Source organism: Tepidibacillus sp. LV47 (genome assembly GCF_048381575.1).
Lineage (GTDB): Bacteria > Bacillota > Bacilli > Tepidibacillales > Tepidibacillaceae > Tepidibacillus.
In genome coordinates, this window is the sequence record NZ_JBLWIF010000001.1 from 66,168 (window position 1) to 89,107 (window position 22,940).

A 22,940-nucleotide genomic window follows, 5' to 3' on the forward strand; every position below is an offset into this window, starting at 1 on the left:
TTTGTTTTGACATTTTCCTGACATAATTAATGTCTAATATAGACAAGTGTAAAACATATGGAAAGGAGTCAATATAATATGCTTAAGCAATTATTTTCTAAGCATAAGCCAGAAATGGAAAATAGTAAATCAGATGACCTTATTTCCTATAGAAAGAAAAGACAAAAGAAAATCGTTATTATTACATCTGTTCTCCTAGTGCTATTAGCCGGAGGAGTGTATGGATATCAGAGATTATCGGCACCAAAACCAACCAATCAGGTAGTTAAATTGATACCTGTTCAAAAAGGAGATGTGACTGAAACAATATCAGCAACAGGAACTGTTCAAGCTACAAAAAGAGTCGTTTTAAACTTTCCAAACGGCAGCGGTCAGATAACAACGGTAAATGTAAAAGTTGGAGATCAAGTAAAAGCTGGGCAAGTATTAGCAACTGTTGATTCTTCTTCATTAAGTACACAAGTTAAAATCGCTCAAGCGAATCTATCTGCTGCAAAAGCGCGGTTGGAAGAAGTGAAAAAAGGAGCCTCTGCAGAAGAAATTGCTGTTAAACAACAGAGTGTGAATAAGGCAAAATTATCCCTTGATATAGCGAAAAGTAACTATGAGGAGCAGAAAAAATTATATAGTGAAGGGAAAATTGATCAACTTCAACTTGAACAAGCAAAGAACAATGTCGATCAAGCACAAGCAAACTATAATATGGAAGTTGCTCAGTTGAATCAATTAAAATCTCCACCTAAATCATCAGAACTACAAAGTGCACAAGCAAGCGTAGACCAAGCATATTATCAATTACAACAAGCACAAAACGCCTTAGCAAATGCGACGTTAAAAGCACCGATGGATGGGGTAATCGTTGAGGTAAACGGTGAGGTAGGAGAGATTCCATCTAGTGGTGGTGGATCGAATAATGGATCAACAGGTAACTCTTCCTTAAGCAGTTCAACATCTTCTGGTTCGTCAAAGAGTTCAGGATTTATTGTCATGGATAATTCAAATTCTGGTGAACTTGAAGTTATATCGCAAGTAAGTCAAAACGACATTGGAAAAGTGAAAATAGGTATGAACGCTACATTTACCACGACTTCTTTTGAAGGAAAAAAGTTTACAGGCAAAGTTACCGCAATCTCTCCTGAAGCAACAACACAATCAGGAGTTACAACATACAGTGTAAAGCTTTCTGTGGATAATAAAGAACAGTTATTAATGCCCGGCATGACAGTAAATACAACTATAATAGTGGGAACTCATACTAATACACTGTATGTACCTGCAGCCGCACTAAAGGAACAAAATGGTAAGATGGGTGTAATGGTACAAACTACAAATGGTCGATCTCGATTCCAAGAAGTAACGATTGGCTATTACAGTACAGATAAAGTAGAGATTCTATCTGGATTAAAAGAGGGAGATCAAGTCGTATTGACCTTCCAACTTCCTTCATCGACGAACAATGAAAGATCCAATCAATTCCGGTTACCTGGAACAGGAGGTAATCGCATTCCCTTAAGAGGTGATCGCTAATGAAAACCGTAATCAGGATTGAAAATTTGAAAAAGGTTTATCAAATAGGAAATCAGGAAATACAAGCGCTTCGTGATGTAAGCATGGAGATCGAAGAAGGAGATTTTGTTGCCATTATGGGACCTTCAGGATCTGGTAAATCAACCATGATGAATATCATTGGTTGCCTTGATCACCCTACTTCAGGAAAATACTATTTGGATGGTTACCCGATATTAAATGCACATGATGATGAATTATCACTCATTCGAAATCGCAAAATCGGTTTTGTTTTTCAAAACTATAATTTACTCCCAAGAACATCTGCAGTAGAGAATGTTGAGCTTCCACTTCTTTATGCAGGTATATCCGCCAAAGAGAGAAGAAGAAGAGCTGTTACTGCACTTAAAAGTATGGGTATGGGAGATCGACTTCTAAATAAACCAAATGAGCTTTCAGGTGGGCAACAACAACGGGTAGCTATTGCTAGGGCCATTGTCAATGATCCTGTCATCCTTTTGGCTGATGAGCCAACAGGTGCATTAGATACCCAAACCAGTGCGGAAATTATGGGGATTTTTCAAGAGTTAAATGATAAGGGAAAAACCATCATTTTAGTCACTCATGAACAAGAAATTGCGGAGTATGCCAAACGCATCATTCGATTTCGTGATGGCCAAGTTATCTCCAATGAGATCGTGTTGAATCGGCGAATGGCTAAGCGTAAGGATGTGGTAAAATGAGTTTTATAGAAAGTATGAAAGTCTCTCTACGAAGTATTCGAGCAAATAAATTACGTTCATTTCTTACAATGCTTGGTATTGTGATAGGAGTATCTGCTGTTATCACCATGGTTGCAATAGGTGAAGGAGCATCTACAAGTGTCACTTCCCAAATTAATGCTCTAGGTAGTAATCTTTTAATTGTTACTCCTGGTCAAGCAAAACAAGGAGGAGTAAGTTTTGGAGCAGGATCGCTGAATTCGTTAACTTTAGGTGATGCTTCAGCTATTTCTACAAAATCTTCTATTGCAGCTGTGGCTCCTTCTATTAGTAAACAAGCTCAAGTGGTGTGGAAAAATCAAAGCTATTCTACAAGTATTGAAGGGACCAATGAACAATATTCTGAAGTTCGCAATATTAGTGTACAACTGGGGAGGTTTATTAATCAGTTTGACGTAATGGGTCAATCGAATGTTGCGGTGGTGGGACCTGAAGTAGTGACCAATTTATTTGGAAGTATGAATACTGATCCAATCGGACAAACCATTCAAATCGATCAAATGCCGTTTACCATTATTGGTGTCCTCGCCAGTCAAGGAAGTTCAGGTAACATAGACAATGATGATCGAGTCATTATACCGATTACAACCGCAATGAACCGTTTGTTTAATGAAACAAATATTAAAACCATTTATGTGTCAGCAAAATCTTCAGATTTAATGGATCAAGCACAATTCGATATTCAACAAACACTTCGTTCACAGCATCATTTATCACCATTGGATGAGGATGATTTCCAGATTAGATCTCAAACACAAATTTTAAACACAGCTCAAGGGATAACTTCGATTATGACTGCGTTGTTATCTGGTATTGCCGCCATTTCTTTACTTGTGGGTGGAATTGGGATTATGAACATCATGCTTGTCTCCGTTACAGAACGTACAAGAGAAATCGGGATTCGAAAGGCAATTGGGGCAACAAAAGGGGATATTCAAAGGCAATTCTTAATTGAATCCATGACTCTTAGTCTATTTGGTGGAATCATTGGAATTCTAATCGGTATCGGTGGCGCAATGCTAATCAGTGAATTTACTAGTTTAACAACAACGATTCGTTTAAGTCCAATTCTTTATTCATTTTTAACCTCTGTAATCGTTGGAGTCATTTTTGGTGTTTATCCTGCAAGGAAAGCGGCTCAATTAAAACCAATTGATGCTTTACGTTATGAATAAAAAGGGGAACTGCTTGATTCAAACAAGCTGTTCTTATAATATTCTTTATACAACAGAAGGTGAAACTGTATGAAATTTATCGACCGAACAATAAATGTTCTCGGTTACTTAGTTGCTGCATTGTCATTTTCAATGATTCCAATATTTTATTTCTATTATAATAGATCTGCATTTTTATTTGGTATAAGAGAAAGAGGCCTAAGTAATCAATTAGGGGTTATGGGTTTAATATTTGGAATATCCGCTTTAGGAATTTGGGTATTAAGAAAAATTTATGTAATAATGAAAAAGAAAAAGCTAAATGATCGAGGGATACTACGTCACCTTACAACTTTCTTGCATAAACATCATGTCCTATTAGGATGGATCACCATTTTTTCATCTACAGCTCATGGGGTCTATTACCTCCTGAATTATCCGAATAAGCAGACTGCAATTATTACGGGTATCATTGCTTGGACAATTTTAATATTGTTATCTTTGTTTGGTGTTGTAATGGAATACAAGTTAAAAGAAAAGATGAAGCATAAAAAGGTACGTATTTATCATTTTATGTTAGGTTTGTTCTTCATTGTTGGACTTATCATTCATGTCATGTGAGGTGAAATATGAATCGATTTAAGTTATTGGTTTCAATTATTGTGTTAGTCCTATTAATCATAACTATTGGCAGTACTTTTTACTACAAAATAAAAAATCCTTCCCAAATTATAGAAGATAGAAGCAGATTTTACCATAGTCAGCAATTAAGGACACTAGGTAGTAAGAGCTAGGGGAGAAGACACTATGAAAAAAATAATGGTTGTTGAAGATGAGTTATCTATTTCAAGAGTTTTAAAGGCATATCTAAAAAAAGCTGGCTATGAAGTTGAGTTAATCTCTAGTGGGGAGGAAGCAATAGAAAAATTTTCTGAATATAAACCTTCTTTGGTTATATTAGATATCATGTTACCAGATGTAGATGGATGGACCGTACTTCATTTTATTCGTGAAAGAAGCTCATGCCCAGTTATTATGTTAACTGCATTGGGACAAATAAGCCAAAAATTAACTGGGTTGAATCAAGGTGCAGACGATTATATTACAAAACCTTTTGATCCTTTAGAAGTGGTTGCAAGGGTTGACGCAGTACTTAGAAGATCAACCCTGATTATCGATCAGGAAAATATCAGATATTACGGAACATTAAAGATTGACTTTAAAGCCCACCGTGTGTATTTGCATGGACTAGAAATGGAGTTACCACCACGTGACTTATCTTTGTTGCTCTTTCTTGCAAGACACCCCAATCAAACGTTTACAAGAGAGCAATTGATTGAACAAGTATGGGGAATGGACTATGAAGGAAGTGATCGAGCTGTAGACCTTGCGATTAAGCGAATACGCAAGGTACTAGATTTGTGGCCTTCTTCTGAAGGAGAAATAAAGACGATACGAGGAATGGGGTATCAGTTCAGTGTTTATGGAAAAAAATGAGAGAACTCCATTGCTACGTTATTGGACTGCACGTTATCTAATCACCCTATTTGTAGGTCTCGCGATTGTTGGCCTCATTACAACGTTATGGATCTACAAACTGGAAAACCAAAAAAGAATTGCGATTGCTCGTTTTATTGCTGAAGATATTTCTGAACGAATTGTAGACAAAAAAGGAAATATGAATGTGGAACCTGTTTTATTAGGCTTCCTTAAAAAAAGAGAACATTTTTTTGATTTTGGAGCAAGAACTTTATTATTGATCATTGATAATAAAAAGAATTTAGTCTTTAGCGATAACCCTATATTTCAGCCGGACATTCTTCAAAGAGTAACACCAGTATTAACTCAGAAAGATAATGTTGTTAAAATTAAGGGCTTACGAGATCGAGAACAATCTTATCTTGTCAAAAAAGAAATTAAATATAATCAACAAACAATTGGATGGGTTCTTATTGTCTTTCCACAAGCGAAAGTTACCTTAAACAACGAACAATTACAGCTTCTTATTATACTGTTGGTAAGTTTAGCCCTATTAGGATGGGGAGTGATCTATTTATTATCCAGAAAACTCTCTAAGCCAATAAAAGATGTCGTCGATGCTGCAAAGCAAATTGTGGAAGGAAATTACGACATTCAGATGGATAAAGATATAAAAGAAAAAGAGATTTATGAGTTGATTGACTCCTTTGAAAATATGTCCAAGCGTTTAAAACAGCTTGAGATGATGAGAACAGAGCTTCTAGCAGGTGTCACACACGAATTGAGAACACCAATTGCTTCCATTCGAGGACTTATTCAATCTGTGAGAGATGAGGTTGTAACGGGTGAGGAAGCAACTGAATTCTTAGAAATCAGTATAAAGGAAACAAAGCGGCTTCAGAAGATGGTTGAGGATTTATTGGATTTCAACTCGATGATCATTGGTGAGTTTAAGCTTCAAAAGGAAAAACATAATATCAATGAACTTGTTCAAGAAATTAGTCACCAATGGTTGATTGGACAAGAAAATTCCATCGAGCTTCATACATCTGTACCTGATCAACCAATTTATGTTATGACCGATTCAGCAAGAGTTCAGCAAATTCTATACAACTTACTTAACAATTCAATTCAGGCAATGAATCAAACGGGTAGAATCGATGTAATTCTTTATCAGACTAATGATGATATTCGGATTGATGTCAGAGATAATGGTCCGGGAATACCTGAAGAGGAGAAAGGTTTAATTTTTGAACGATTTTTTCGCGGAAAGGCAAAGAAAATTAAAGTACGTGGTTTGGGATTAGGTCTCACATATAGCAAAAATTTAGCAAAAGCTCTTGGTGGTGACTTGATCTTAAAAGAAACTTCAGAGAAAGGGACGACTTTTACACTGATTTTAAAAAATGAGGATAGCTATCATTAGCAAAAGAACACTTTCAAGAACCGATAACGACAATTGTGAATGATGCATTAATCAATTACCGTGAGAGAGAGAAGGCTGGGACATTTCATCCTTGCTTTCTCTCTTTTTTTAAAAACAATGTAACATATTGACACAAACTACAGACGTATGTTATTAAAAAAAGTGATTAGCACTCAAAGGAATAGAGTGCTAATAATTTGTTTATCTGTTTTTTGCAGATGATTTACAATTTGAATTACTGCATTAGATAGTTTAATCGGAATGTTTTTATTATTGAGGGGGGACTTTAATGGAAAAAAAACAGTTTCAAGCAGAATCGAGAAGATTATTAGATATGATGATAAACTCTATTTATACTCATCGAGAGATATTTTTACGAGAATTAATTTCAAATGCTAGTGACGCGATTGATAAAATCTATTACAAAGCGTTAACGGATGATTCATTAAGTTTTGATCAAGACAATTACTACATAAAAGTGATCGCTGACAAGGAAAATAGGACGCTGACAATATTAGATACCGGAATAGGAATGACAAAAGAAGAACTAGAAGAAAACCTAGGAACGATTGCTAAGAGTGGTTCTTTAGCATTTAAAACTGAAAACGAATTGAAAGATGGCCACGAAATTATTGGCCAATTTGGAGTCGGATTTTATTCCGCATTTATGGTAGCAGATAAAGTTACGGTCATTAGTAAGGCTTTAGGAAGTGATCAAGCTTATAAGTGGGAATCTACGGGTTCTGATGGATTTACGATTGAGCCATATGAGAAAGAATCAGTGGGTACTGAAATTATTCTAAAAATCAAAGAGAATACAGAAGACGAGAACTATGACGAGTATCTAGATGAGTATCGATTAAAAGCAATCATCAAAAAATACTCTGATTTTATTCGCTATCCTATTAAAATGGATGTGACTAGAAGAAAACCAAAAGAAGGAAGCGAGAATGAATTTGAAGAATACAAAGAAGAAGAGATTATCAATAGTATGGTTCCAATCTGGAGAAAAAATAAAAATGAACTTACCCCTGAAGATTACGAGAATTTTTATAGGGAAAAACACTATGGTTTTGACAAGCCTTTAAAACATATCCATATTAGTGTCGATGGTGCAGTGCGATATCATGCGATTTTATTTATCCCAGAGAAAATACCATTTGACTATTATACGAAGGAATATGAGAAGGGGTTAGAGCTCTATTCCAATGGTGTATTGGTCATGAGCAAATGCTCCGATTTACTTCCAGATTACTTTAGCTTTGTTAAAGGAATGGTCGATTCGGAGGATCTATCTCTCAACATCTCTAGGGAACTTTTACAACATGATAAGCAATTAAAGCTCATTGCGAAAAACATTAAGAATAAAATTAAAAACCAGTTGCAAAGTATGTTAAAGGATGAAAGAGATAAGTATGAAGTATTTTATAAGTCCTTTGGCAGACAATTAAAATATGGGGTTTATAGTGATTTTGGAAGTCATAAAGAAGACTTGCAAGATTTATTGATGTTCTACTCTTCCAAAGAAAAGAAAATGGTCACCTTAGATGAATATGTATCCAGAATGCCTGAAGATCAAAAATATATTTATTATGCTACTGGAGAAACAGTTGAAAGAATTGAAAAATTGCCTCAGACTGAGTTAGTTGCGGATAAAGGATATGAAATTTTATATTTCACTGAAGATATTGATGAATTTGCAATAAAAATGTTAATGACCTATAAAGGGAAAGAATTCAGATCCGTATCAAGCGGAGACTTAGGTATTGAAACTAACGATAATCAAAATAATGCAGAAGAGAACGAACACAAAGAACTCTTTGACTATATGAAAAAGGTATTAGGAGACAAAGTAAAGGATGTCAGGGCATCAAAAAGATTAAAGACTCATCCAGTATGTTTTGCGACAGATGGAGAAATCACGATCGAAATGGAAAAAGTCCTAAAGCAAATGCCCGGTGACCATAATATTAAAGCTGAAAAAATTCTAGAAATTAATATCAATCATGAGGTATTCAAGTCGTTAAAAAATGCATTTGAAAACGATAAAGAGAAATTAAACTTATATACAAATCTATTGTACAACCAAGCACTTCTCATTGAAGGATTGCCAATCAATGATCCAGTAGAGTTTACAAATGATATTTGCAAAATCATGGTGTGACAAATGATTATAATTCATTAGGCTAAAAATTAGAGCATGGTTTTTTCCATGCTCTAATTTTTTACTTAACCTATGTACAGATAAGTTTTCTGAGAAGTATCAAAAGTAACATTTTAGTGATAAAATAGGGCATACGGGAAATTATAATAACTCACGATATTTTCTAGGAGGCCATACATATGATTAATAAAATCGGAAAAATCACGTTATATGTAAATAATCAAGAGGAAGCAAAAAAGTTTTGGACAGAAAAATTAAATTTTGTAGTTAAATTTGAACAGCAAATGGGCCCAAATATGACATGGTTAGAAGTGGGTCCAAGTGAGAGTGAATTTACGACATTTGTTTTATATGACAAAAATGTAATGAAGGCTCAAAATCCATCTATGAACGTTTGCCATCCAAATGTCATACTAAGTACCACTGACATAGAAAATGCTTTTACAAAAATGAAGGAAAATGGTGTTGAAGTAGGGGAAATGATGAAGATGCCGTATGGGAAAATGTTTTCATTTAAAGACCAAGATGGCAATGAATATCTACTTCGTGAAGACAAATAATCGTTTTGATTACTACCCATTAAAGCATAGAACACAGTTTTCGTCGATAATAATGTACACTTTTTAACTCATTAATTCCAAGCAAAACAAAAAGGTCAGAAATTCCTCCTGGCCTTTTTGTTATTTCATCTTACCATTGGTTCGATTTATATTTCATTTATCGTAACTCAAATTATGATTCATAATTTCCGTTTATTCTGATCCGTCAAATTCAGGAAACGATATAGCAAGGTTAGTACTAGTTGCCTCCATTATGGGTTATTCTATTCCCTCACCAATGGAAGCAGGCGGTAATTACCAAGTTAGTTACCGTGGGAAATGAAGGTCTTGAAGCTTGGAAACAATCGCAAAACTTCTATTTGGGCTCAGTCAATACAACGGATCATTTTACTACAGAGACAAGGATGCCCCCTTTCAAGTGCGGATTCTATTTTACCATGCGTTTCCTATATTTTGTTGTTGTATTTAATTTTACAATGAACCGGAGAAACATAACTTATTTTTTAAAAAAATGTCTCTTGACAATGGGGGGCATTACATAAAATAGAGGAGGTTGCGAACATGATACCAAACAAATTAAAACGAGGGGATGAAATTCGTGTTGTTTCTCCATCAAGAAGTTTATCTGTCGTTAACCAAGCAAATCAAAAAATAGCCATAGACCGCCTTGAATCGCTCGGATTCCATGTGACGTTTGGAGACCATTGTTATGAAAGTGATGAATTTCATTCTTCCTCTATAGAATCGAGAATTGAAGACCTACATAATGCTTTTTCAGATCCCAATGTGAAAGCCATTCTAACTTCAATCGGTGGCTATAATAGTAATCAAATATTGAAGTATCTCGATTATTCATTAATTCAAGCAAATCCAAAGATACTTTGTGGTTATTCAGATATTACAGCATTAGGTAATGCGATATATACCAAAACTGGATTAACCACTTATTCAGGCCCTCACTTTTCTACGTTCGGAATATTAAAAGGAGTGGATTATACCATCGATTATTTTCAAAAAGCACTGATGACAGATGAAATCATAGAGGTAAAACCGTCAGATTTTTGGAGTGATGATCCATGGTATTTGGATCAAGAAAATCGAACGTTTATTGAGAATGACGGTTGGTATGTCATAAATGAAGGCGAAGCAGAAGGAATTATTATTGGTGGAAATCTATGCACATTGAATTTGTTGCAAGGAACTGAATTCATGCCGAGTTTAAAAAACACTATACTTTTCATAGAAGATGACGAACTCACTTTCCCCGAAAATTTTGATCGGGATTTACAATCGTTGATTCACCAAAAAGGTTTCGAAGAGGTTAGGGGGATTGTTATTGGTAGATTCCAAAAGAAATCTGAGATGAGCAAGGAGATATTGAAGAAGATCATTAAGTCAAAGAAGGAACTCGATACCATACCCGTCATTGCAGATGTGGATTTTGGACATACTTATCCTCAGATTACATTTCCGATTGGTGGAAAAGTTTCGATCGTAGCGAAGGGGAATGAATCGAAAATTAAAATCCTTCAACATTGAAATGAACGACTATTCATAGATAAAAGGACTACCTAATTGGGAAGTTCTTTTTGTCAGGATAGGGGTTATTGATTACTAAATTGGTGGTTTTCTATGTTTGGTTGCTTGTTCATAGGAATAGGCAATTTCGATCAGTGTAGGTTCGCTATAGGCTTTTGCAGTGAATGTAATGCCAACAGGTCCACCTTCATCTGTGTAACCCGCCGAAACTGATTGAAATAATCTATCCTTTCACTTCCTAATTACAGATCTGTAGCAGCGAGAATTAAAATCTAGAGCAATATGATGTTTTTCAATTTCTGTCATATTTAAAAGCATCAAACATTTCTTTTTACTCATTTCATGCCCTCCGTTTATTGATTGTAGTAACGTTAGAGTCAAAATTATCTTTTCGAAAAGTTATCTTTTCATTCGTACAAAAACTAAGTCTTTTTGGTATATTGAGGATAAGGAAATTTATACCGAATAAAAGTTAATAAAATGAGGTGAGAAAATGGAGTTGGTTCAAATTGGTGTCATCCATAGCAATTACAATAAAAGATTAGATGCTCCACGACAAGGAAGGTTATCTGATGAAACACAAGTAATAGAAATATTTGTCGAGTATATGGAAGGCATGAAAGGAATAGAAAACGTCTCCCATCTGATTGTCCTTTATTGGTTTGATCGAGCGAATCGAAAAAATCCACTGTTTATCAAACCAAGAGAAGGCAATGAAAAAAAAGGAGTATTTGCTACTCGTTCACCTAATCGACCCAACCCAATTGCTTTTTCTATTGCTGAGGTAATTAAAATTGAAGGTAATAAAATAACTGTAAAAGGATTGGAAGCTTTAGATCAAACGCCACTTCTGGATATTAAGCCGTACTCGGTTGAAATCGACTGTGTTGATTCTGCTCGCTTTAGTGGGGATAAATTTTAAATTGAAAAACGAACCAGATAAATCATCTAGTTCGTTTGTGAATGAAGTATTTTATAACTCAAGTACATAAGTTAGCCGCGGTAGTTTTTCACAAGTAGGGATAAAATAATCGTTCAATTACCTCACGAAAATAAAGAGAGAGAATTTACCGTAATAAAACTTGATCACCATCGAGAGACTCCAGGAATTTGGGTTGTTGTGAAAAAACTTGGTCAAGCGTACGAACAAAAAAAGATTACGAGCTGGCAAGAGCTTATTTCAAATATGCTTTAAAACTCCGGCCGGATGATGAGTATGTAAAATATAGACTAGCGATTTATGAGCATCATTTATAATTCTTTACAAATCAAAATGTCAGAGCTGTACAAATAACACGGGGAAATATTTCTATTTTCGAGGAATTTAATTAGTTTACATAATATATATTATCGGACGCAAATTTAAGCAAAAAATATGCATCTCAATTGATAAGTATTCTTAAGATTTTGAGACAAAAAATAATCTTTTGCTTCTAAAAAGACATTTATACATACTAAATTTCATCTATTTAAAGATCGAAGATCTTTTTATACAGAAATACAATAAAGAGTCAAGGAAATCTTCTCCATGACTCTTATTTTAACTTGTTCATTTTTATGTTAACTTTTTTTCTTTTTTTAATTTCAATACATTTCCTTAGCAAATTTTTACTAAGCCTAACCTAAAGTTTTTCTTTCGGAACTTTTCACTTAATAAATATTACCAATTTTAGTTACAACAACTCCGAAAGTTTAAAATTTATTTTTTACCTAATTTGTCATATTCGGATCATATAAGACGTAAGATTGCTAAGGTTACAAGGATTAGACCTGGTAGTAAAGTAAATCGTTCTGCAAAAGAATAAATCATGTTATTCCTCGCTAAGAAGTTACCTAATCCAATTAGTACAAAATGAGTTAATCCAAATAAAAACGGTGTGAGAAAAGGATTTAAGTTAAAAAAGGATAACGTAAAAGCCGCAATAGATGCATCCATAGCGACAGCAATTCCAAGAATCGTTCCTTCGATTGGTTTAATATCATTTTCATGATCAATATCTGCGAGGATAGGATTATTTACAATTTTAATTAAATTTTTAACGTGAAGATTATCGATTAAGTTTTTATTGTTTAGCTGATTCGTATGATGATTCGCTTCTTTTTTTTGTTTTAAGCCTTCTTTTAATGTAAACAGTCCTAAAAGAAAAAGGAGTGACGCTCCAATATATTTACCTGCCTCAAGAGGAATGATTTTTTGGAGCTTATATCCCGCTATCATGCTAATCATTGTGCCTATAATAGACCAGGAAGAAATAACCAGCAGGGACAAATATGAGATTTTTATCTTTCGTAATCCAAAAGAAAAACCGCCCCAAAATCCATCAATACTCACTGCAGTTGCTATTAAGATTAATGTAAAAATACCCATTTTAAGACTCCTCTCATGATTTGTCATATATTTTGTCATATATAACATATGAACTTGCAATAAGAGAGGTCACAAAAATGGATATGGTACTCTGATTTAATTCAAATAACCTTGCTTTAATTTTTCTTCTTTTAATTTTTGCGGTGTCACGTCATTTCCATTAAGATCGACAACTTTAATTGAATGTAACTGTGCGCGTAAACTGGCTTTATAAGCATCAATATATTCTCGGCGTAGTTTTGCTTGTTCTTCTTTCTCTGTTTCAGTCAAACCAACTGTTTTTGCTTTTCTTGCTAATTCATTGATTCGATTGATTTTATCTAAATTCACTTTACTCTCTCCTTTCCCACCTTTCTAGAATAACGGCATTGGCTAAAACACCAACAACGTTTAAAGAAGTACGAAATGTATCAGTTAATCGATCGACTCCAGCGATTATAGCAATGGCTTCTAAAGGTAAACCTGCTGCGGAAAGTACAGTAGACATCATGATAATTCCAGCACCGGGTACTCCCGCAGTACTAAACGATACAAGAATTGCACTAATTGCAATGGCGATGATTTGATTTAATTGAAGGTCTATTCCAGATAATTGTGCTACAAATAAAGCTGTAAAACCTTGTAATATCACTGCCCCATCTTTTTTTAATGAAATCCCAAAAGGAATCGCAAAGCTCAATATTTCTTTTTTCATCCCGTACCGTTTTTCTGCATTTTCCATAGCCAGAGGTAATGTTGCATTACTACTTGCCGTACCAAAGGCTAAGCTAATAGCTGGAAAAAAGGAACGATAAAACTTTAAAGGATTAGTTCCTAGTAAAAACAAAAGAACGCCATAAATTCCAAAACCCATTACGAAGATGGATAAAATAAGGCCAATGATATATAGAGATAGATTTTTAAGAATTCCTAAACCTTGGGTAGCAATAACAGAAACCATGAGTGAAAAGACCCCAATTGGAGCGAGTTTTAAGATGATCCCCATAATATGATTGATGACTTCATTGGCACTTTCAAAAAATGATAAAAATGGCTTACCCTTTTCCTTCGCCAAGGTGATTCCAAGTCCAAGTAATAAAGAAGTAATAATAATTTGGATCATGTGTCCTGAACTCATTGCTTCAAAAGGATTAACTGGTATAATACTTAACAACCATTCACTTAGGGACATACCTTCTTTTAATTCAACTTTTTGTTGCAAAAGTTGAACACCTATACCTGGTTTGAGTAAGTACGCAAAGAATATTCCGATAAAAAGAGCGACTAAGGAAGTTAAAATATATAATATCATTAATTTAAGACTATATCGACCTATTTTTTTAATATCTTTCATTCTAGTCATACTAACAACTAATGATGCTAAAATAATTGGTACCACAATAAATTGGATAAAACGAATAAAACCAGTTCCTATTAGATGAAAAATATTCTTATCTAGGTATTGAATCGTGTTCTCAGGAAGGTAGAGGTTGAAAATAAAACCTACAACAACACCAAGCAACATCGAAAGCGAAATTTTTGTAGATTGACTCATGTTAGAACTCCTTTCTCTTTTTCTTTAATACGTTACATGATTATATGACAGTTGAAAACTTTAATCAATAATCCGATGTGCTGCTTGATTCTTTTAACTTTTTTTCATATTCTTGGTATCTACGATGTACCGTTGCTTTGGAAATATCATAACCAAATCCACGTAATGTAGCTGCAATTTCATGAAAAGTCAATTCAAGCTTTCTTAAACGAATAATTTCTTCAATGGGAACTTCCTTCTTCTGCCGGCCACCTTGATTAATGTTTTTTAGATTTCTAGCTGGTTCGTATCCGGCTTCTATAGCACGTTTCATTCCACGTGAAATTTTTCGATTATTTAAACGTCGTTGGTATTCCTCGATGATTGCTAGAATTTCTAAGACCATTCCATCCATTTCAGAAACAACTAACTCGCCATCATGTTCTAATGAAACGATCTTTCCTCCATATTTACGAATTTGATGGAGAATGGCAATCTTCGTATTTCCTCTGCCAATCCTTGTCTCATCTTGAATCACTACTGCATCGATTAATCTTTCTTTAAAAAGATGAAGTAGATGGTAGATCCCTTCTCTATCGATTTCGTAACCACTTTCCTGTTCTTCTATTATATCTACAATTGTCCAATTTCTTTTTTGGCAAAAGCGAATGCTTTCTTCCGACTGTCTTTTGAGACTAGTAAACTGTTGATCCCTATCTGTGCTCACCCTCGAATAAATCGCTACTTTCACAATATCCCCTCTCCCTAAAAATTAATGAAAGTAACAAACCAAACTAAGATATCCAGTATAAAATGAAACATTACTCTAGCATTTAATATGACCAGAAAAGGACAGATTTAGTATAACACTTTTTTATAGTGAAACAAAATTTCTGATCAAAAATATCAGAACGAATGTTTGCAATCTCACTTTCCTATGATATAATAAAATAAAAATTGGAATATTATGTGAGGTGTCATATGAATAAATTATCCAATCGACAAAAAGCGATTTTAGATTTTATCAAGCAAACCGTAAGGGAAAAAGGATATCCCCCATCTGTTCGAGAGATCGGTGAAGCTGTTGGACTAGCCTCTAGTTCTACTGTACATGGTCACTTGGCTCGGTTAGAGAAAAAAGGGCTTATTCGAAGAGATGCTACAAAACCAAGAGCAATAGAGATTCTTACGGATGATTTTGATCGGGAAACAAATGGTCAACAAGTCGTAAAAGTACCTGTAATTGGTAAAGTAACTGCAGGATTACCAATTACTGCAATTGAAAATATTGAAGATTATTTTCCTTTACCCGCCCATATAATTAACGGTGACCAGGTATATATGTTAACTGTTCAAGGTGACAGTATGATTGAAGCTGGAATTTTGGATGGGGATTATGTAATTGTTCGTCAACAACCTGTCGCGAATAATGGCGAAATTGTTGTGGCGATGACCGAAGATGGTGAAGCAACGGTTAAACGATTCTTTAAAGAAAAGAATCAAATTCGTCTTCAACCTGAAAATTCATCGATGGAACCAATCCTATTAAAAGATGTGATTATTCTTGGCAAGGTCATCGGTGTATTTCGACAAATCCATTAATTTTTATGCAATAATTTAACCCCTAACATATCGTTAGGGGTTATGATAACATTAGTATAATTTCAAATATTGATCTCTTTCCCATTGGTGAACTTGAGTTCTAAACATATCCCATTCAATTCGTTTTGCAGCTACAAAATGCTCGACAGCGTGCTCACCAAGAGCGGATAAGATTAATTCATTTTTAAGTAATTCCTGAATCGCTTCTTCTAAGCTAGTTGGCAGGTTTTCAATTCCCTCACGTTTTCTTTCCTCTTCCGTCATGTGATAAATATTTCGGTCAATTGGAGCTGGTAATGGTAATTTATTCTTAATCCCATCAAGTCCAGCTTTTAATAGCACTGTTAAAGCTAAATATGGATTTGCTGAGGGATCAGGATGGCGAACCTCAATTCTTGTGCTTAAACCTCTAGAAGCAGGAACTCGTATTAATGGGCTTCTATTTAAAGCTGACCATGCTACATATACAGGTGCTTCGTAACCAGGAACCAAACGTTTGTAGGAATTCACTGTAGGATTGGTAATGGCTGTTAACGAACGAGCATGTTTTAATACTCCTGCAATAAAATACCTCGCAGTTTCAGAAAGACCTAGAGGATCGTTTGGATCATAAAAAGTATTTTGATTACCCTTAAATAAGGAAAGATGAAGATGCATACCTGATCCATTTACACCGAATAAAGGTTTTGGCATAAATGTAGCATGTAACCCATGCTTACGGGCGATTGTTTTTACCACAAGTTGGAATGTTTGGATATTATCAGCTGTACGCACAGCATCTGCATATTTAAAATCGATCTCATGTTGTCCAGGCGCAACTTCATGGTGGGAAGCTTCTACTTCAAATCCCATTTTATCTAATATTAATACGATATCTCGACGACAGTTTTCCCCTAAGTCAACTGGAGCTAAGTCAAAATAAGCGCCATTATCATTTAACTTTAGTGTAGGTTCACCTTCTTCATCCGTTTTAAAAAGGAAAAATTCAGGTTCAGGACCTACATTCATCGCAGAAAAACCTAATTCTTCTGCTTCTTTCATCGCTCTCTTCAATATTCCCCTAGGATCTCCAGGGAATGGTCTTCCGTCAGGTAAATAAATATCACAAATTAATCGAGCAACTGCACCTTCCTCTGATTCCCACGGGAAAATAACCCACGTATCTAAATCTGGATATAAATACATATCTGATTCCTCAATCCGAACAAATCCTTCAATTGAAGAACCATCAAACATAATTTTGTTATCCAGAGCTTTTTCCAATTGACTGACAGGAATTTCTACGTTTTTGATTACACCAAGTAGATCTGTAAACATTAATCGGATAAAACGAACATTTTTTTCTTTTGCCATTCTTAAAATGTCGTCTTTACTATACCTTGACATGTTCTACACTCTCCCTATTTTTAATGATTTATCTCAAATGCAAAAGCATTGAGGAACTTTAGTGAAAAAACCTTGAAATTTCCCCTTGAATTAATGAATGGGTTTTGCCTGGGCGTAAATCTAAAATTTCTCGCATCACCATCTCACGTAACCTAGCATCAGATATAATATCGATTTTATTTTTACGAGAGAGTTGAGCTTCTTTTTCCCTTTCTTCTTGTTCTCTGCGTGCAAAGATCTCTTTTATTCCTGCAATATTTACTTTCTTTTCTAAAAGACTTTTAATCTCCAATAGTTTTTCAATATCGTTAAAAGAAAAAAGTCGTTGTCGTCCTTTTGTACGAGCTGGATGGATTAACCCTTGTTCTTCATAATAACGGATTTGTCTAGCAGACAATTCGGTTAATTGCATGACAATTCCGATTGGAAAAAGAGGTAGATTTCTTCGTTCCAAATCAGTCATATCTATCCTCTCCTTAATTTATTATGCTTCTATTTTATTCTTTGTAAATTTACTTGTCAATATAATGTTAGAAAATATAACATATATTTTTTTTAAAAATCTATTGAAAGTATTCCTTTTTCCATCATATTTTGAATCGCTGTCAATAAACCCCATTTTACGTGTTGATAAGTGAGACCCCCTTGAATGTAAGCAATATATGGCTCGCGAATCGGAGCATCACCAGATAGTTCTAAACTTGCCCCTTGAACAAATGTACCTGCTGCCATAATCACTGGGTCTTGATAACCAGGCATTAAATTTGGTTCTGGTACAACATGGGAATCAATAGGAGAGCCTTTTTGAATCCCTTGGAGAAAGGCAATTAATGAATCTGCGTTATCAAACTGGATCGCTTGAATAATATCATTTCTTTTTTCCGTCCAATGAGGATTCGTCTTGAACCCTAATCCTTCAAGGAAAGCAGAAGCAAAAATTCCCCCTTTTAATGCTTCACCTACCATATGAGGAGCCAAGAAAAATCCTTGATAAAAATCCATCATGTGTTCGTGCATCGAACCAACTTTTGCTCCGATTCCTGGTGCTGTTAAGCGATAGGATATTTGTTTTACATATTTTTCTTTGCCAACAATGTATCCTCCGGTTTTAGCAATACCTCCTCCAGGATTTTTAATTAGTGAACCAACGAGAATATCAGCCCCTACCGCAGTAGGTTCATGCTTGTCCGTAAATTCACCATAACAATTATCGATAAAAGTAATCACTTCTGGCTTGATTGCCTTTACGAACTGAATCATCTCTTGGATTTGTTCAATGCTAAATGAAGGTCTCCATGCATAGCCCCGGGAACGTTGAATTGCGATAACCTTTGTTTTTTCATTGATACTCTTTTTCACTTCTTCAAAATCGACGGTTCTATCTTCTTTTAAAGCAATGGATTGGTAATGGATCCCCCATTCTTTAAGGGATCCCATTCCTTCACCATGGATTCCGATCACTTCTTCCAAAGTGTCATATGGAGAACCTGTAATGTACATCAGTTCATCTCCAGGTCTTAAAAGACCAAAAAGACCGATCGCCAATGCATGGGTTCCAGAAACGATATGGGGACGCACCAATCCGGCTTCTGCTTCAAATACATCTGCATAAATTTGATCTAAAGTCTCTCTCCCTAAATCATCATAACCATAACCTGTAGAGGATTGAAGATGAAAGTCTGATACATGGTGTTGCCTAAAGGCTTTCAACACTTTTGCTTGGTTGTATTCCACTAATTCTTCAATTTCTTTTTTTCTTGGCTCTATTTTTTTTTCAATTTCAGCGATGTATTGTTCAAATTGTTTCGGAAACTGAAAAAAAGATAACATTCTTTATCTCTTCCTTCTATATTCTTTATTAGTAAACTTAATCAACGAAAGATATAAGATAGTATACCACAAGCAATGTAAGGAACATAATTCAAATGAACAAAATAAAAAGTCACCCTTAAAAGAATGACTAGATTATAAGTATTTATTCTTAATGTCGATTAAATCTTCGGGATGAATAGTCATTAATGCCTCTTTGGAATTTGTGACTTCTCCTTCCTTAATTAGACGTACAGCTTGATTGCGAATCGCTTTTTCTATCCAGTTTCGAACTAAACGAGCATTACTAAAACTGCGCACGGGATTATTTTTTTCTTCCATAATATAAGTTTTTAGTTTTTGTTTTGCCATTGGTGAAAGAATATAATCCCGTTCCGACACCATCACTTCAGCAATATCTAATAGTTCATTTAAAGAATAATCCTCAAAATGAAGCTGAATAGGGAAACGGGAATATAATCCAGGGTTTGAGCGAATAAAATTCTCCATTTCAAAGGAATAGCCTGCTAAGATAAGGATAAAATCATTTTTGTGATCTTCCATTTCTTTTACAAGGGTATCGATTGCCTCACGGCCAAAATCTTTCTCTCCACCTCTTGTTAAAGAGTATGCTTCATCAATAAAAAGTATCCCACCAAGAGCTTTTTTTACTTGTTCCCTTGTCTTTTGTGCGGTATGACCAATGTACTCGCCAACTAAGTCAGCTCGTTCTACTTCAATTAAATGTCCTTTTGAGAGGATTCCCATCTCTTTGAACATTTTAGCCATAATTCGCGCTACAGTAGTTTTTCCTGTACCAGGGTTCCCTTTGAATATCATATGATAAACCTGAGAATTAGAACGTAATCCAACAGCAGATCGTTGTTGATCGATCTGAATAAAAGCAAAGATTTCAAAAATCAATTTTTTTACATCATTTAAACCAACTAACCGGTCTAATTCTTGTACGATCGATTTATATCGATCTTGTACCGTAGGATTTGAGGTTGTAACTCTTTCTTGTTTGGGAGTCTCTTTTATCCTGATAATTTCTCGCTTATGGTCTAAAACAATATGGATTTTATGAGGGGGATTTACTTCTGACGCCGTTATTTTTTTCTTCAAAGTATTCACCTCACTGATCCGTTCCTCATTCATAAAAAGACTAATAATCAGGGAGTGTTAACGAAGGATATGAAAAACAATTGTCTTATCTGTTTTTTCCATTTCAAGTATTAGCATTGGATGGGTAATAATTTGCATCAGCAATTGATCAGGATTTGGATCCTTATATTGAAAAATGATATGTATTTCTTTTTCTTTCACATCAATACTTTTTATGGTAATCTCATAACCACTTGTTCTTTTTTCTCCTCTTGTGAGTACAAGATAGATTTTTTTATTCGTCTCAATCACAATATGATTTTCAATGGATCGATTTGCTTTTATCCAGTCTTTAACTTGAATTGGAGCATCTACTTCTTGAATTACTTTATAATTCATGGTCCTTTCATCCCTTTTTTGTTTGCATTTCTAATATATTTATAAAAATCTCATCAATTCATTATATGGTGAAAATAAAAAGACATTCCTTATCAATGATAAAGAATGTCTTTTCGCTAAATGGTTTTCTATGATTTAATCATCTTCCTTTTGTTCTTGGACTAGATTAATATTTTTAGATGGAACAAATGTAGAAATCGCATGTTTATAAACCATTTGTTGTTTACCTTCTGATTCAAGAATAACAGTGAAATTATCAAACGCTTTAATAATTCCTCTTAATTGAAAACCGTTCATAAGAAAAATTGTAACAGGTATATGCTCTTTTCGAGCAATATTTAAAAAAGTATCTTGAATATTAATGCTTTGTTTCATTTCTTTTACCCCCTAAAGTAAACGTGTCTAGAAATATTTTATTCTTTACGTAATAAGTTTTTTCCTGCTAACCATTCAGAAATCTTCTGAGTGATCTTTTCTTTCTCTTCTAAAGTGTTATTAGTTAGATCAAACCAATGTATACCAGGCATATTCCGAAACCAGCTAAGCTGCCTCTTTGCAAAGCGTCTCGTTGCTTGTTTAATCATTTCAATTGCCTCTTCAAGCGTAACTTTCCCTTTTAAATAAAGAATGATCTCCTTGTACCCAATTCCTTGCATCGAATTTAAGGTTTCGTCATAGCCTTTTTTTAGTAAGCGTTGAACCTCTTCGACCAGCCCTTGTTGAACCATTAGATCAACTCGTCTATTAATTCGATCATATAATTTTTTCCTATCCATAGTCAAGCCAATCATAAGTAAATGATAAGGTGTTTGTATTTGTTGTTCTTTTAAAATCTCACTCATCGTTTTTCCTGTGGTATGATAGACTTCTAATGCTCGAATGACACGTTTTGTATCATTAACGTGCAATTTTTTCGCTGATTCTGGATCTACCTCTTCTAAACGTTTATGTAAAGCCTCTTTTCCATGAATTTTTAACCATTCTTGTAATTGGTGTCGGTATGTTTTGTTCATCGAATCTTTGGAAAATCGGTAGTGATGGGTGACCGATTTAATATATAAACCTGTTCCACCAACGATAATGGGTAAATGGCCCCTTTGATTGATTTCTGTAATTTTTTGAATCGCCCGTTGTTGAAACTCAGCCACAGTAAAAAAATAATCGGGTTCATATTCATCAATGAAATAATGAGGAATCCCTTTCATTTCTTCCGGTCTAATTTTGGCAGTACCAATATCCATCCCTTTATACACCTGCATCGAATCACCGGAGATAATCTCTCCTTGAAAACGAATTGCAATTTCAATACTTAGTTCAGTTTTTCCTACTGCTGTAGGCCCGACGATCACTAAGAGTTTCTCTTTCATCGCTTAACCTCGCCATCGATTAAGATTACGCCATAGCTAGTGGATGATGAACGAAAGATTTTTGTAAATCCTAGTCGACCAAATTCACTACTATTTTTATTTTCTTTTAAGACAACCATTCGTTTAGCCACTCGTTTTGCTTGTTCAATGGTTTCAATGGTCAATGGATTTGGATTGGCCAACTTTCTTAAAGGAACCATCGACGAAGATTTTTTGATTCCTTTACGAAACATGGGATCAAAATAAACAACATCAAAACTTTGATCAGGGAGTAATTTTAAATATTGATAATGATCAAGTAACTGAACTTCTATTCGCTTCATTGCCCTATCGATTTTCGGATCTTCTTTCCAACCTAGTTGTAAACCATCTTTTACAAGGGTACCAATGACTTGTTCACTTTCAATCCCCAAAACGCGTCCTTGTTCACCTACAATGTAAGATGCTACGATAGAATCCGATCCCAATCCCATTGTACAATCAAGAAATGAATCTCCAGATTTTAACTTGGTAAGGGAAACCAGTATATCATTATCGCCTTTTTGTAATCGGTTTATACGTAAAACAGCCATACTAGGATGAAAGAAAAAAGGTTGTTCTTGTTCATTCGCAAAGTATTTTGCACTCTTTTTTTCTACGACAATGACTTCTCGATCAATCGCAAGCAGAGCTTTAAGGGAATGTTTTTTTCGCTGAATAAAATTTGCCTTTAATGCATTTGCTATCCATAAAGCTCGATGAAGTGTGGCTTCATCAGCATCATAAGAAGTTGTTACAATCAT

The 22,940-nt window shown here is 34.7% G+C and carries 23 protein-coding genes; 11 read left to right on the forward strand and 12 right to left on the reverse strand.

Annotated elements, in window-relative coordinates:
• The first annotated feature begins 78 nt into the window (after window positions 1–78).
• The 10 genes from ACMW72_RS00310 to tsaA all read left to right on the forward strand — a co-directional run bounded on the left by ACMW72_RS00310 (window position 79) and on the right by tsaA (window position 11,532).
• Window positions 79–1,527 (forward strand): efflux RND transporter periplasmic adaptor subunit, encoded by a 1,449-nt coding sequence (locus ACMW72_RS00310; RefSeq protein WP_418366840.1) that lies wholly within the window; start codon window positions 79–81, stop codon window positions 1,525–1,527.
• Complete coding sequence (locus ACMW72_RS00315) at window positions 1,527–2,249, forward strand: ABC transporter ATP-binding protein (protein WP_418366841.1); 723 nt, start codon at window positions 1,527–1,529, stop codon at window positions 2,247–2,249. The genes ACMW72_RS00310 and ACMW72_RS00315 overlap by 1 nt, the downstream gene beginning before the upstream one ends.
• On the forward strand, window positions 2,246–3,463 hold the full coding sequence (locus tag ACMW72_RS00320) for an ABC transporter permease (protein WP_418366842.1): 1,218 nt from the start codon (window positions 2,246–2,248) through the stop codon (window positions 3,461–3,463). Before ACMW72_RS00315 ends, ACMW72_RS00320 begins: the two co-directional genes overlap by 4 nt.
• Window positions 3,464–3,532: 69 nt before the next feature.
• Window positions 3,533–4,063 carry a hypothetical protein gene (locus ACMW72_RS00325; RefSeq protein ID WP_418366843.1) on the forward strand — a complete coding sequence of 177 codons (531 nt, stop codon included), beginning with the start codon at window positions 3,533–3,535 and terminating at the stop codon, window positions 4,061–4,063.
• A gap of 186 nt (window positions 4,064–4,249) precedes the next feature.
• A complete protein-coding gene (locus tag ACMW72_RS00330) occupies window positions 4,250–4,939 on the forward strand; it encodes a response regulator transcription factor (protein ID WP_418366844.1) in 690 nt (229 codons plus the stop codon).
• Window positions 4,926–6,347: a HAMP domain-containing sensor histidine kinase gene (locus tag ACMW72_RS00335; RefSeq protein ID WP_418367367.1), complete on the forward strand. Its 1,422-nt coding sequence runs from the start codon at window positions 4,926–4,928 to the stop codon at window positions 6,345–6,347. Before ACMW72_RS00330 ends, ACMW72_RS00335 begins: the two co-directional genes overlap by 14 nt.
• A gap of 289 nt (window positions 6,348–6,636) precedes the next feature.
• Window positions 6,637–8,511: a molecular chaperone HtpG gene (gene htpG, locus ACMW72_RS00340; RefSeq protein WP_418366845.1), complete on the forward strand. Its 1,875-nt coding sequence runs from the start codon at window positions 6,637–6,639 to the stop codon at window positions 8,509–8,511.
• Window positions 8,512–8,690: 179 nt separating this feature from the next.
• A complete protein-coding gene (locus ACMW72_RS00345) occupies window positions 8,691–9,071 on the forward strand; it encodes a VOC family protein (protein ID WP_418366846.1) in 381 nt (126 codons plus the stop codon).
• 561 nt (window positions 9,072–9,632) lie between these two features.
• A complete protein-coding gene (locus ACMW72_RS00350) occupies window positions 9,633–10,610 on the forward strand; it encodes a S66 family peptidase (protein ID WP_418366847.1) in 978 nt (325 codons plus the stop codon).
• Window positions 10,611–11,103: 493 nt separating this feature from the next.
• Entirely contained in the window at window positions 11,104–11,532 is a 429-nt protein-coding gene (gene tsaA / locus ACMW72_RS00355; protein ID WP_418366848.1) for a tRNA (N6-threonylcarbamoyladenosine(37)-N6)-methyltransferase TrmO, read from the forward strand.
• 807 nt (window positions 11,533–12,339) lie between these two features.
• Here tsaA and ytaF read toward each other — a convergent pair.
• The 4 genes from ytaF to ACMW72_RS00375 form a co-directional block, all read right to left on the reverse strand.
• Window positions 12,340–13,026 (reverse strand): sporulation membrane protein YtaF, encoded by a 687-nt coding sequence (gene ytaF, locus ACMW72_RS00360; protein ID WP_418367368.1) that lies wholly within the window; start codon window positions 13,024–13,026, stop codon window positions 12,340–12,342.
• 48 nt (window positions 13,027–13,074) lie between these two features.
• The gene (locus ACMW72_RS00365; protein WP_418366849.1) at window positions 13,075–13,308 is read right to left on the reverse strand and encodes a DUF896 domain-containing protein; all 234 of its coding nucleotides are present in this window, start codon (window positions 13,306–13,308) and stop codon (window positions 13,075–13,077) included.
• Between the two features lies 1 nt (window position 13,309).
• A complete protein-coding gene (locus tag ACMW72_RS00370; RefSeq protein WP_418366850.1) occupies window positions 13,310–14,512 on the reverse strand; it encodes a dicarboxylate/amino acid:cation symporter in 1,203 nt (400 codons plus the stop codon).
• 64 nt (window positions 14,513–14,576) lie between these two features.
• Window positions 14,577–15,242, reverse strand: coding sequence for a recombinase family protein (locus ACMW72_RS00375; protein WP_418366851.1), 666 nt, complete (start codon window positions 15,240–15,242; stop codon window positions 14,577–14,579).
• 230 nt (window positions 15,243–15,472) lie between these two features.
• On the opposite strand from ACMW72_RS00375, the gene lexA reads away from it, so the two are divergent.
• Complete coding sequence (gene lexA, locus ACMW72_RS00380) at window positions 15,473–16,093, forward strand: transcriptional repressor LexA (RefSeq protein ID WP_418366852.1); 621 nt, start codon at window positions 15,473–15,475, stop codon at window positions 16,091–16,093.
• Window positions 16,094–16,144: 51 nt separating this feature from the next.
• On the opposite strand, the gene glnA is transcribed toward lexA, so the two are convergent.
• The 8 genes from glnA to ACMW72_RS00420 all read right to left on the reverse strand — a co-directional run bounded on the left by glnA (window position 16,145) and on the right by ACMW72_RS00420 (window position 22,940).
• The gene (glnA, locus tag ACMW72_RS00385; protein WP_418366853.1) at window positions 16,145–17,479 is read right to left on the reverse strand and encodes a type I glutamate--ammonia ligase; all 1,335 of its coding nucleotides are present in this window, start codon (window positions 17,477–17,479) and stop codon (window positions 16,145–16,147) included.
• A 58-nt stretch (window positions 17,480–17,537) separates the two neighbouring features.
• Complete coding sequence (locus tag ACMW72_RS00390; RefSeq protein ID WP_418366854.1) at window positions 17,538–17,942, reverse strand: MerR family transcriptional regulator; 405 nt, start codon at window positions 17,940–17,942, stop codon at window positions 17,538–17,540.
• A 92-nt stretch (window positions 17,943–18,034) separates the two neighbouring features.
• Entirely contained in the window at window positions 18,035–19,309 is a 1,275-nt protein-coding gene (locus ACMW72_RS00395) for an aminotransferase class I/II-fold pyridoxal phosphate-dependent enzyme (RefSeq protein WP_418366855.1), read from the reverse strand.
• 135 nt (window positions 19,310–19,444) lie between these two features.
• Window positions 19,445–20,446, reverse strand: coding sequence for an AAA family ATPase (locus ACMW72_RS00400; protein WP_418366856.1), 1,002 nt, complete (start codon window positions 20,444–20,446; stop codon window positions 19,445–19,447).
• A 24-nt stretch (window positions 20,447–20,470) separates the two neighbouring features.
• The gene (locus ACMW72_RS00405) at window positions 20,471–20,791 is read right to left on the reverse strand and encodes a protease complex subunit PrcB family protein (RefSeq protein WP_418366857.1); all 321 of its coding nucleotides are present in this window, start codon (window positions 20,789–20,791) and stop codon (window positions 20,471–20,473) included.
• A 135-nt stretch (window positions 20,792–20,926) separates the two neighbouring features.
• Entirely contained in the window at window positions 20,927–21,166 is a 240-nt protein-coding gene (gene hfq, locus ACMW72_RS00410) for an RNA chaperone Hfq (protein ID WP_418366858.1), read from the reverse strand.
• Between the two features lie 38 nt (window positions 21,167–21,204).
• The gene (gene miaA, locus ACMW72_RS00415) at window positions 21,205–22,158 is read right to left on the reverse strand and encodes a tRNA (adenosine(37)-N6)-dimethylallyltransferase MiaA (RefSeq protein ID WP_418366859.1); all 954 of its coding nucleotides are present in this window, start codon (window positions 22,156–22,158) and stop codon (window positions 21,205–21,207) included.
• Window positions 22,155–22,940: a class I SAM-dependent methyltransferase gene (locus ACMW72_RS00420; RefSeq protein WP_418366860.1), complete on the reverse strand. Its 786-nt coding sequence runs from the start codon at window positions 22,938–22,940 to the stop codon at window positions 22,155–22,157. Before ACMW72_RS00420 ends, miaA begins: the two co-directional genes overlap by 4 nt.

Bases quoted from the DNA above. Each gene is read 5' to 3' on its own strand.
- ACMW72_RS00310 (WP_418366840.1), top strand. From the start codon at position 79: ATGCTTAAGCAATTATTTTCTAAGCATAAGCCAGAAATGGAAAATAGT.
- ACMW72_RS00315 (WP_418366841.1), top strand. From the start codon at position 1,527: ATGAAAACCGTAATCAGGATTGAAAATTTGAAAAAGGTTTATCAAATA.
- ACMW72_RS00320 (WP_418366842.1), top strand. From the start codon at position 2,246: ATGAGTTTTATAGAAAGTATGAAAGTCTCTCTACGAAGTATTCGAGCA.
- ACMW72_RS00325 (WP_418366843.1), top strand. From the start codon at position 3,533: ATGAAATTTATCGACCGAACAATAAATGTTCTCGGTTACTTAGTTGCT.
- ACMW72_RS00330 (WP_418366844.1), top strand. From the start codon at position 4,250: ATGAAAAAAATAATGGTTGTTGAAGATGAGTTATCTATTTCAAGAGTT.
- ACMW72_RS00335 (WP_418367367.1), top strand. From the start codon at position 4,926: ATGGAAAAAAATGAGAGAACTCCATTGCTACGTTATTGGACTGCACGT.
- htpG (WP_418366845.1), top strand. From the start codon at position 6,637: ATGGAAAAAAAACAGTTTCAAGCAGAATCGAGAAGATTATTAGATATG.
- ACMW72_RS00345 (WP_418366846.1), top strand. From the start codon at position 8,691: ATGATTAATAAAATCGGAAAAATCACGTTATATGTAAATAATCAAGAG.
- ACMW72_RS00350 (WP_418366847.1), top strand. From the start codon at position 9,633: ATGATACCAAACAAATTAAAACGAGGGGATGAAATTCGTGTTGTTTCT.
- tsaA (WP_418366848.1), top strand. From the start codon at position 11,104: ATGGAGTTGGTTCAAATTGGTGTCATCCATAGCAATTACAATAAAAGA.
- ytaF (WP_418367368.1), bottom strand. From the start codon at position 13,026: ATGTTATATATGACAAAATATATGACAAATCATGAGAGGAGTCTTAAA.
- ACMW72_RS00370 (WP_418366850.1), bottom strand. From the start codon at position 14,512: ATGAGTCAATCTACAAAAATTTCGCTTTCGATGTTGCTTGGTGTTGTT.
- lexA (WP_418366852.1), top strand. From the start codon at position 15,473: ATGAATAAATTATCCAATCGACAAAAAGCGATTTTAGATTTTATCAAG.
- glnA (WP_418366853.1), bottom strand. From the start codon at position 17,479: ATGTCAAGGTATAGTAAAGACGACATTTTAAGAATGGCAAAAGAAAAA.
- ACMW72_RS00390 (WP_418366854.1), bottom strand. From the start codon at position 17,942: ATGACTGATTTGGAACGAAGAAATCTACCTCTTTTTCCAATCGGAATT.
- ACMW72_RS00395 (WP_418366855.1), bottom strand. From the start codon at position 19,309: ATGTTATCTTTTTTTCAGTTTCCGAAACAATTTGAACAATACATCGCT.
- ACMW72_RS00400 (WP_418366856.1), bottom strand. From the start codon at position 20,446: ATGAATGAGGAACGGATCAGTGAGGTGAATACTTTGAAGAAAAAAATA.
- ACMW72_RS00405 (WP_418366857.1), bottom strand. From the start codon at position 20,791: ATGAATTATAAAGTAATTCAAGAAGTAGATGCTCCAATTCAAGTTAAA.
- hfq (WP_418366858.1), bottom strand. From the start codon at position 21,166: ATGAAACAAAGCATTAATATTCAAGATACTTTTTTAAATATTGCTCGA.
- miaA (WP_418366859.1), bottom strand. From the start codon at position 22,158: ATGAAAGAGAAACTCTTAGTGATCGTCGGGCCTACAGCAGTAGGAAAA.
- ACMW72_RS00420 (WP_418366860.1), bottom strand. From the start codon at position 22,940: ATGATTGTAACAACTTCTTATGATGCTGATGAAGCCACACTTCATCGA.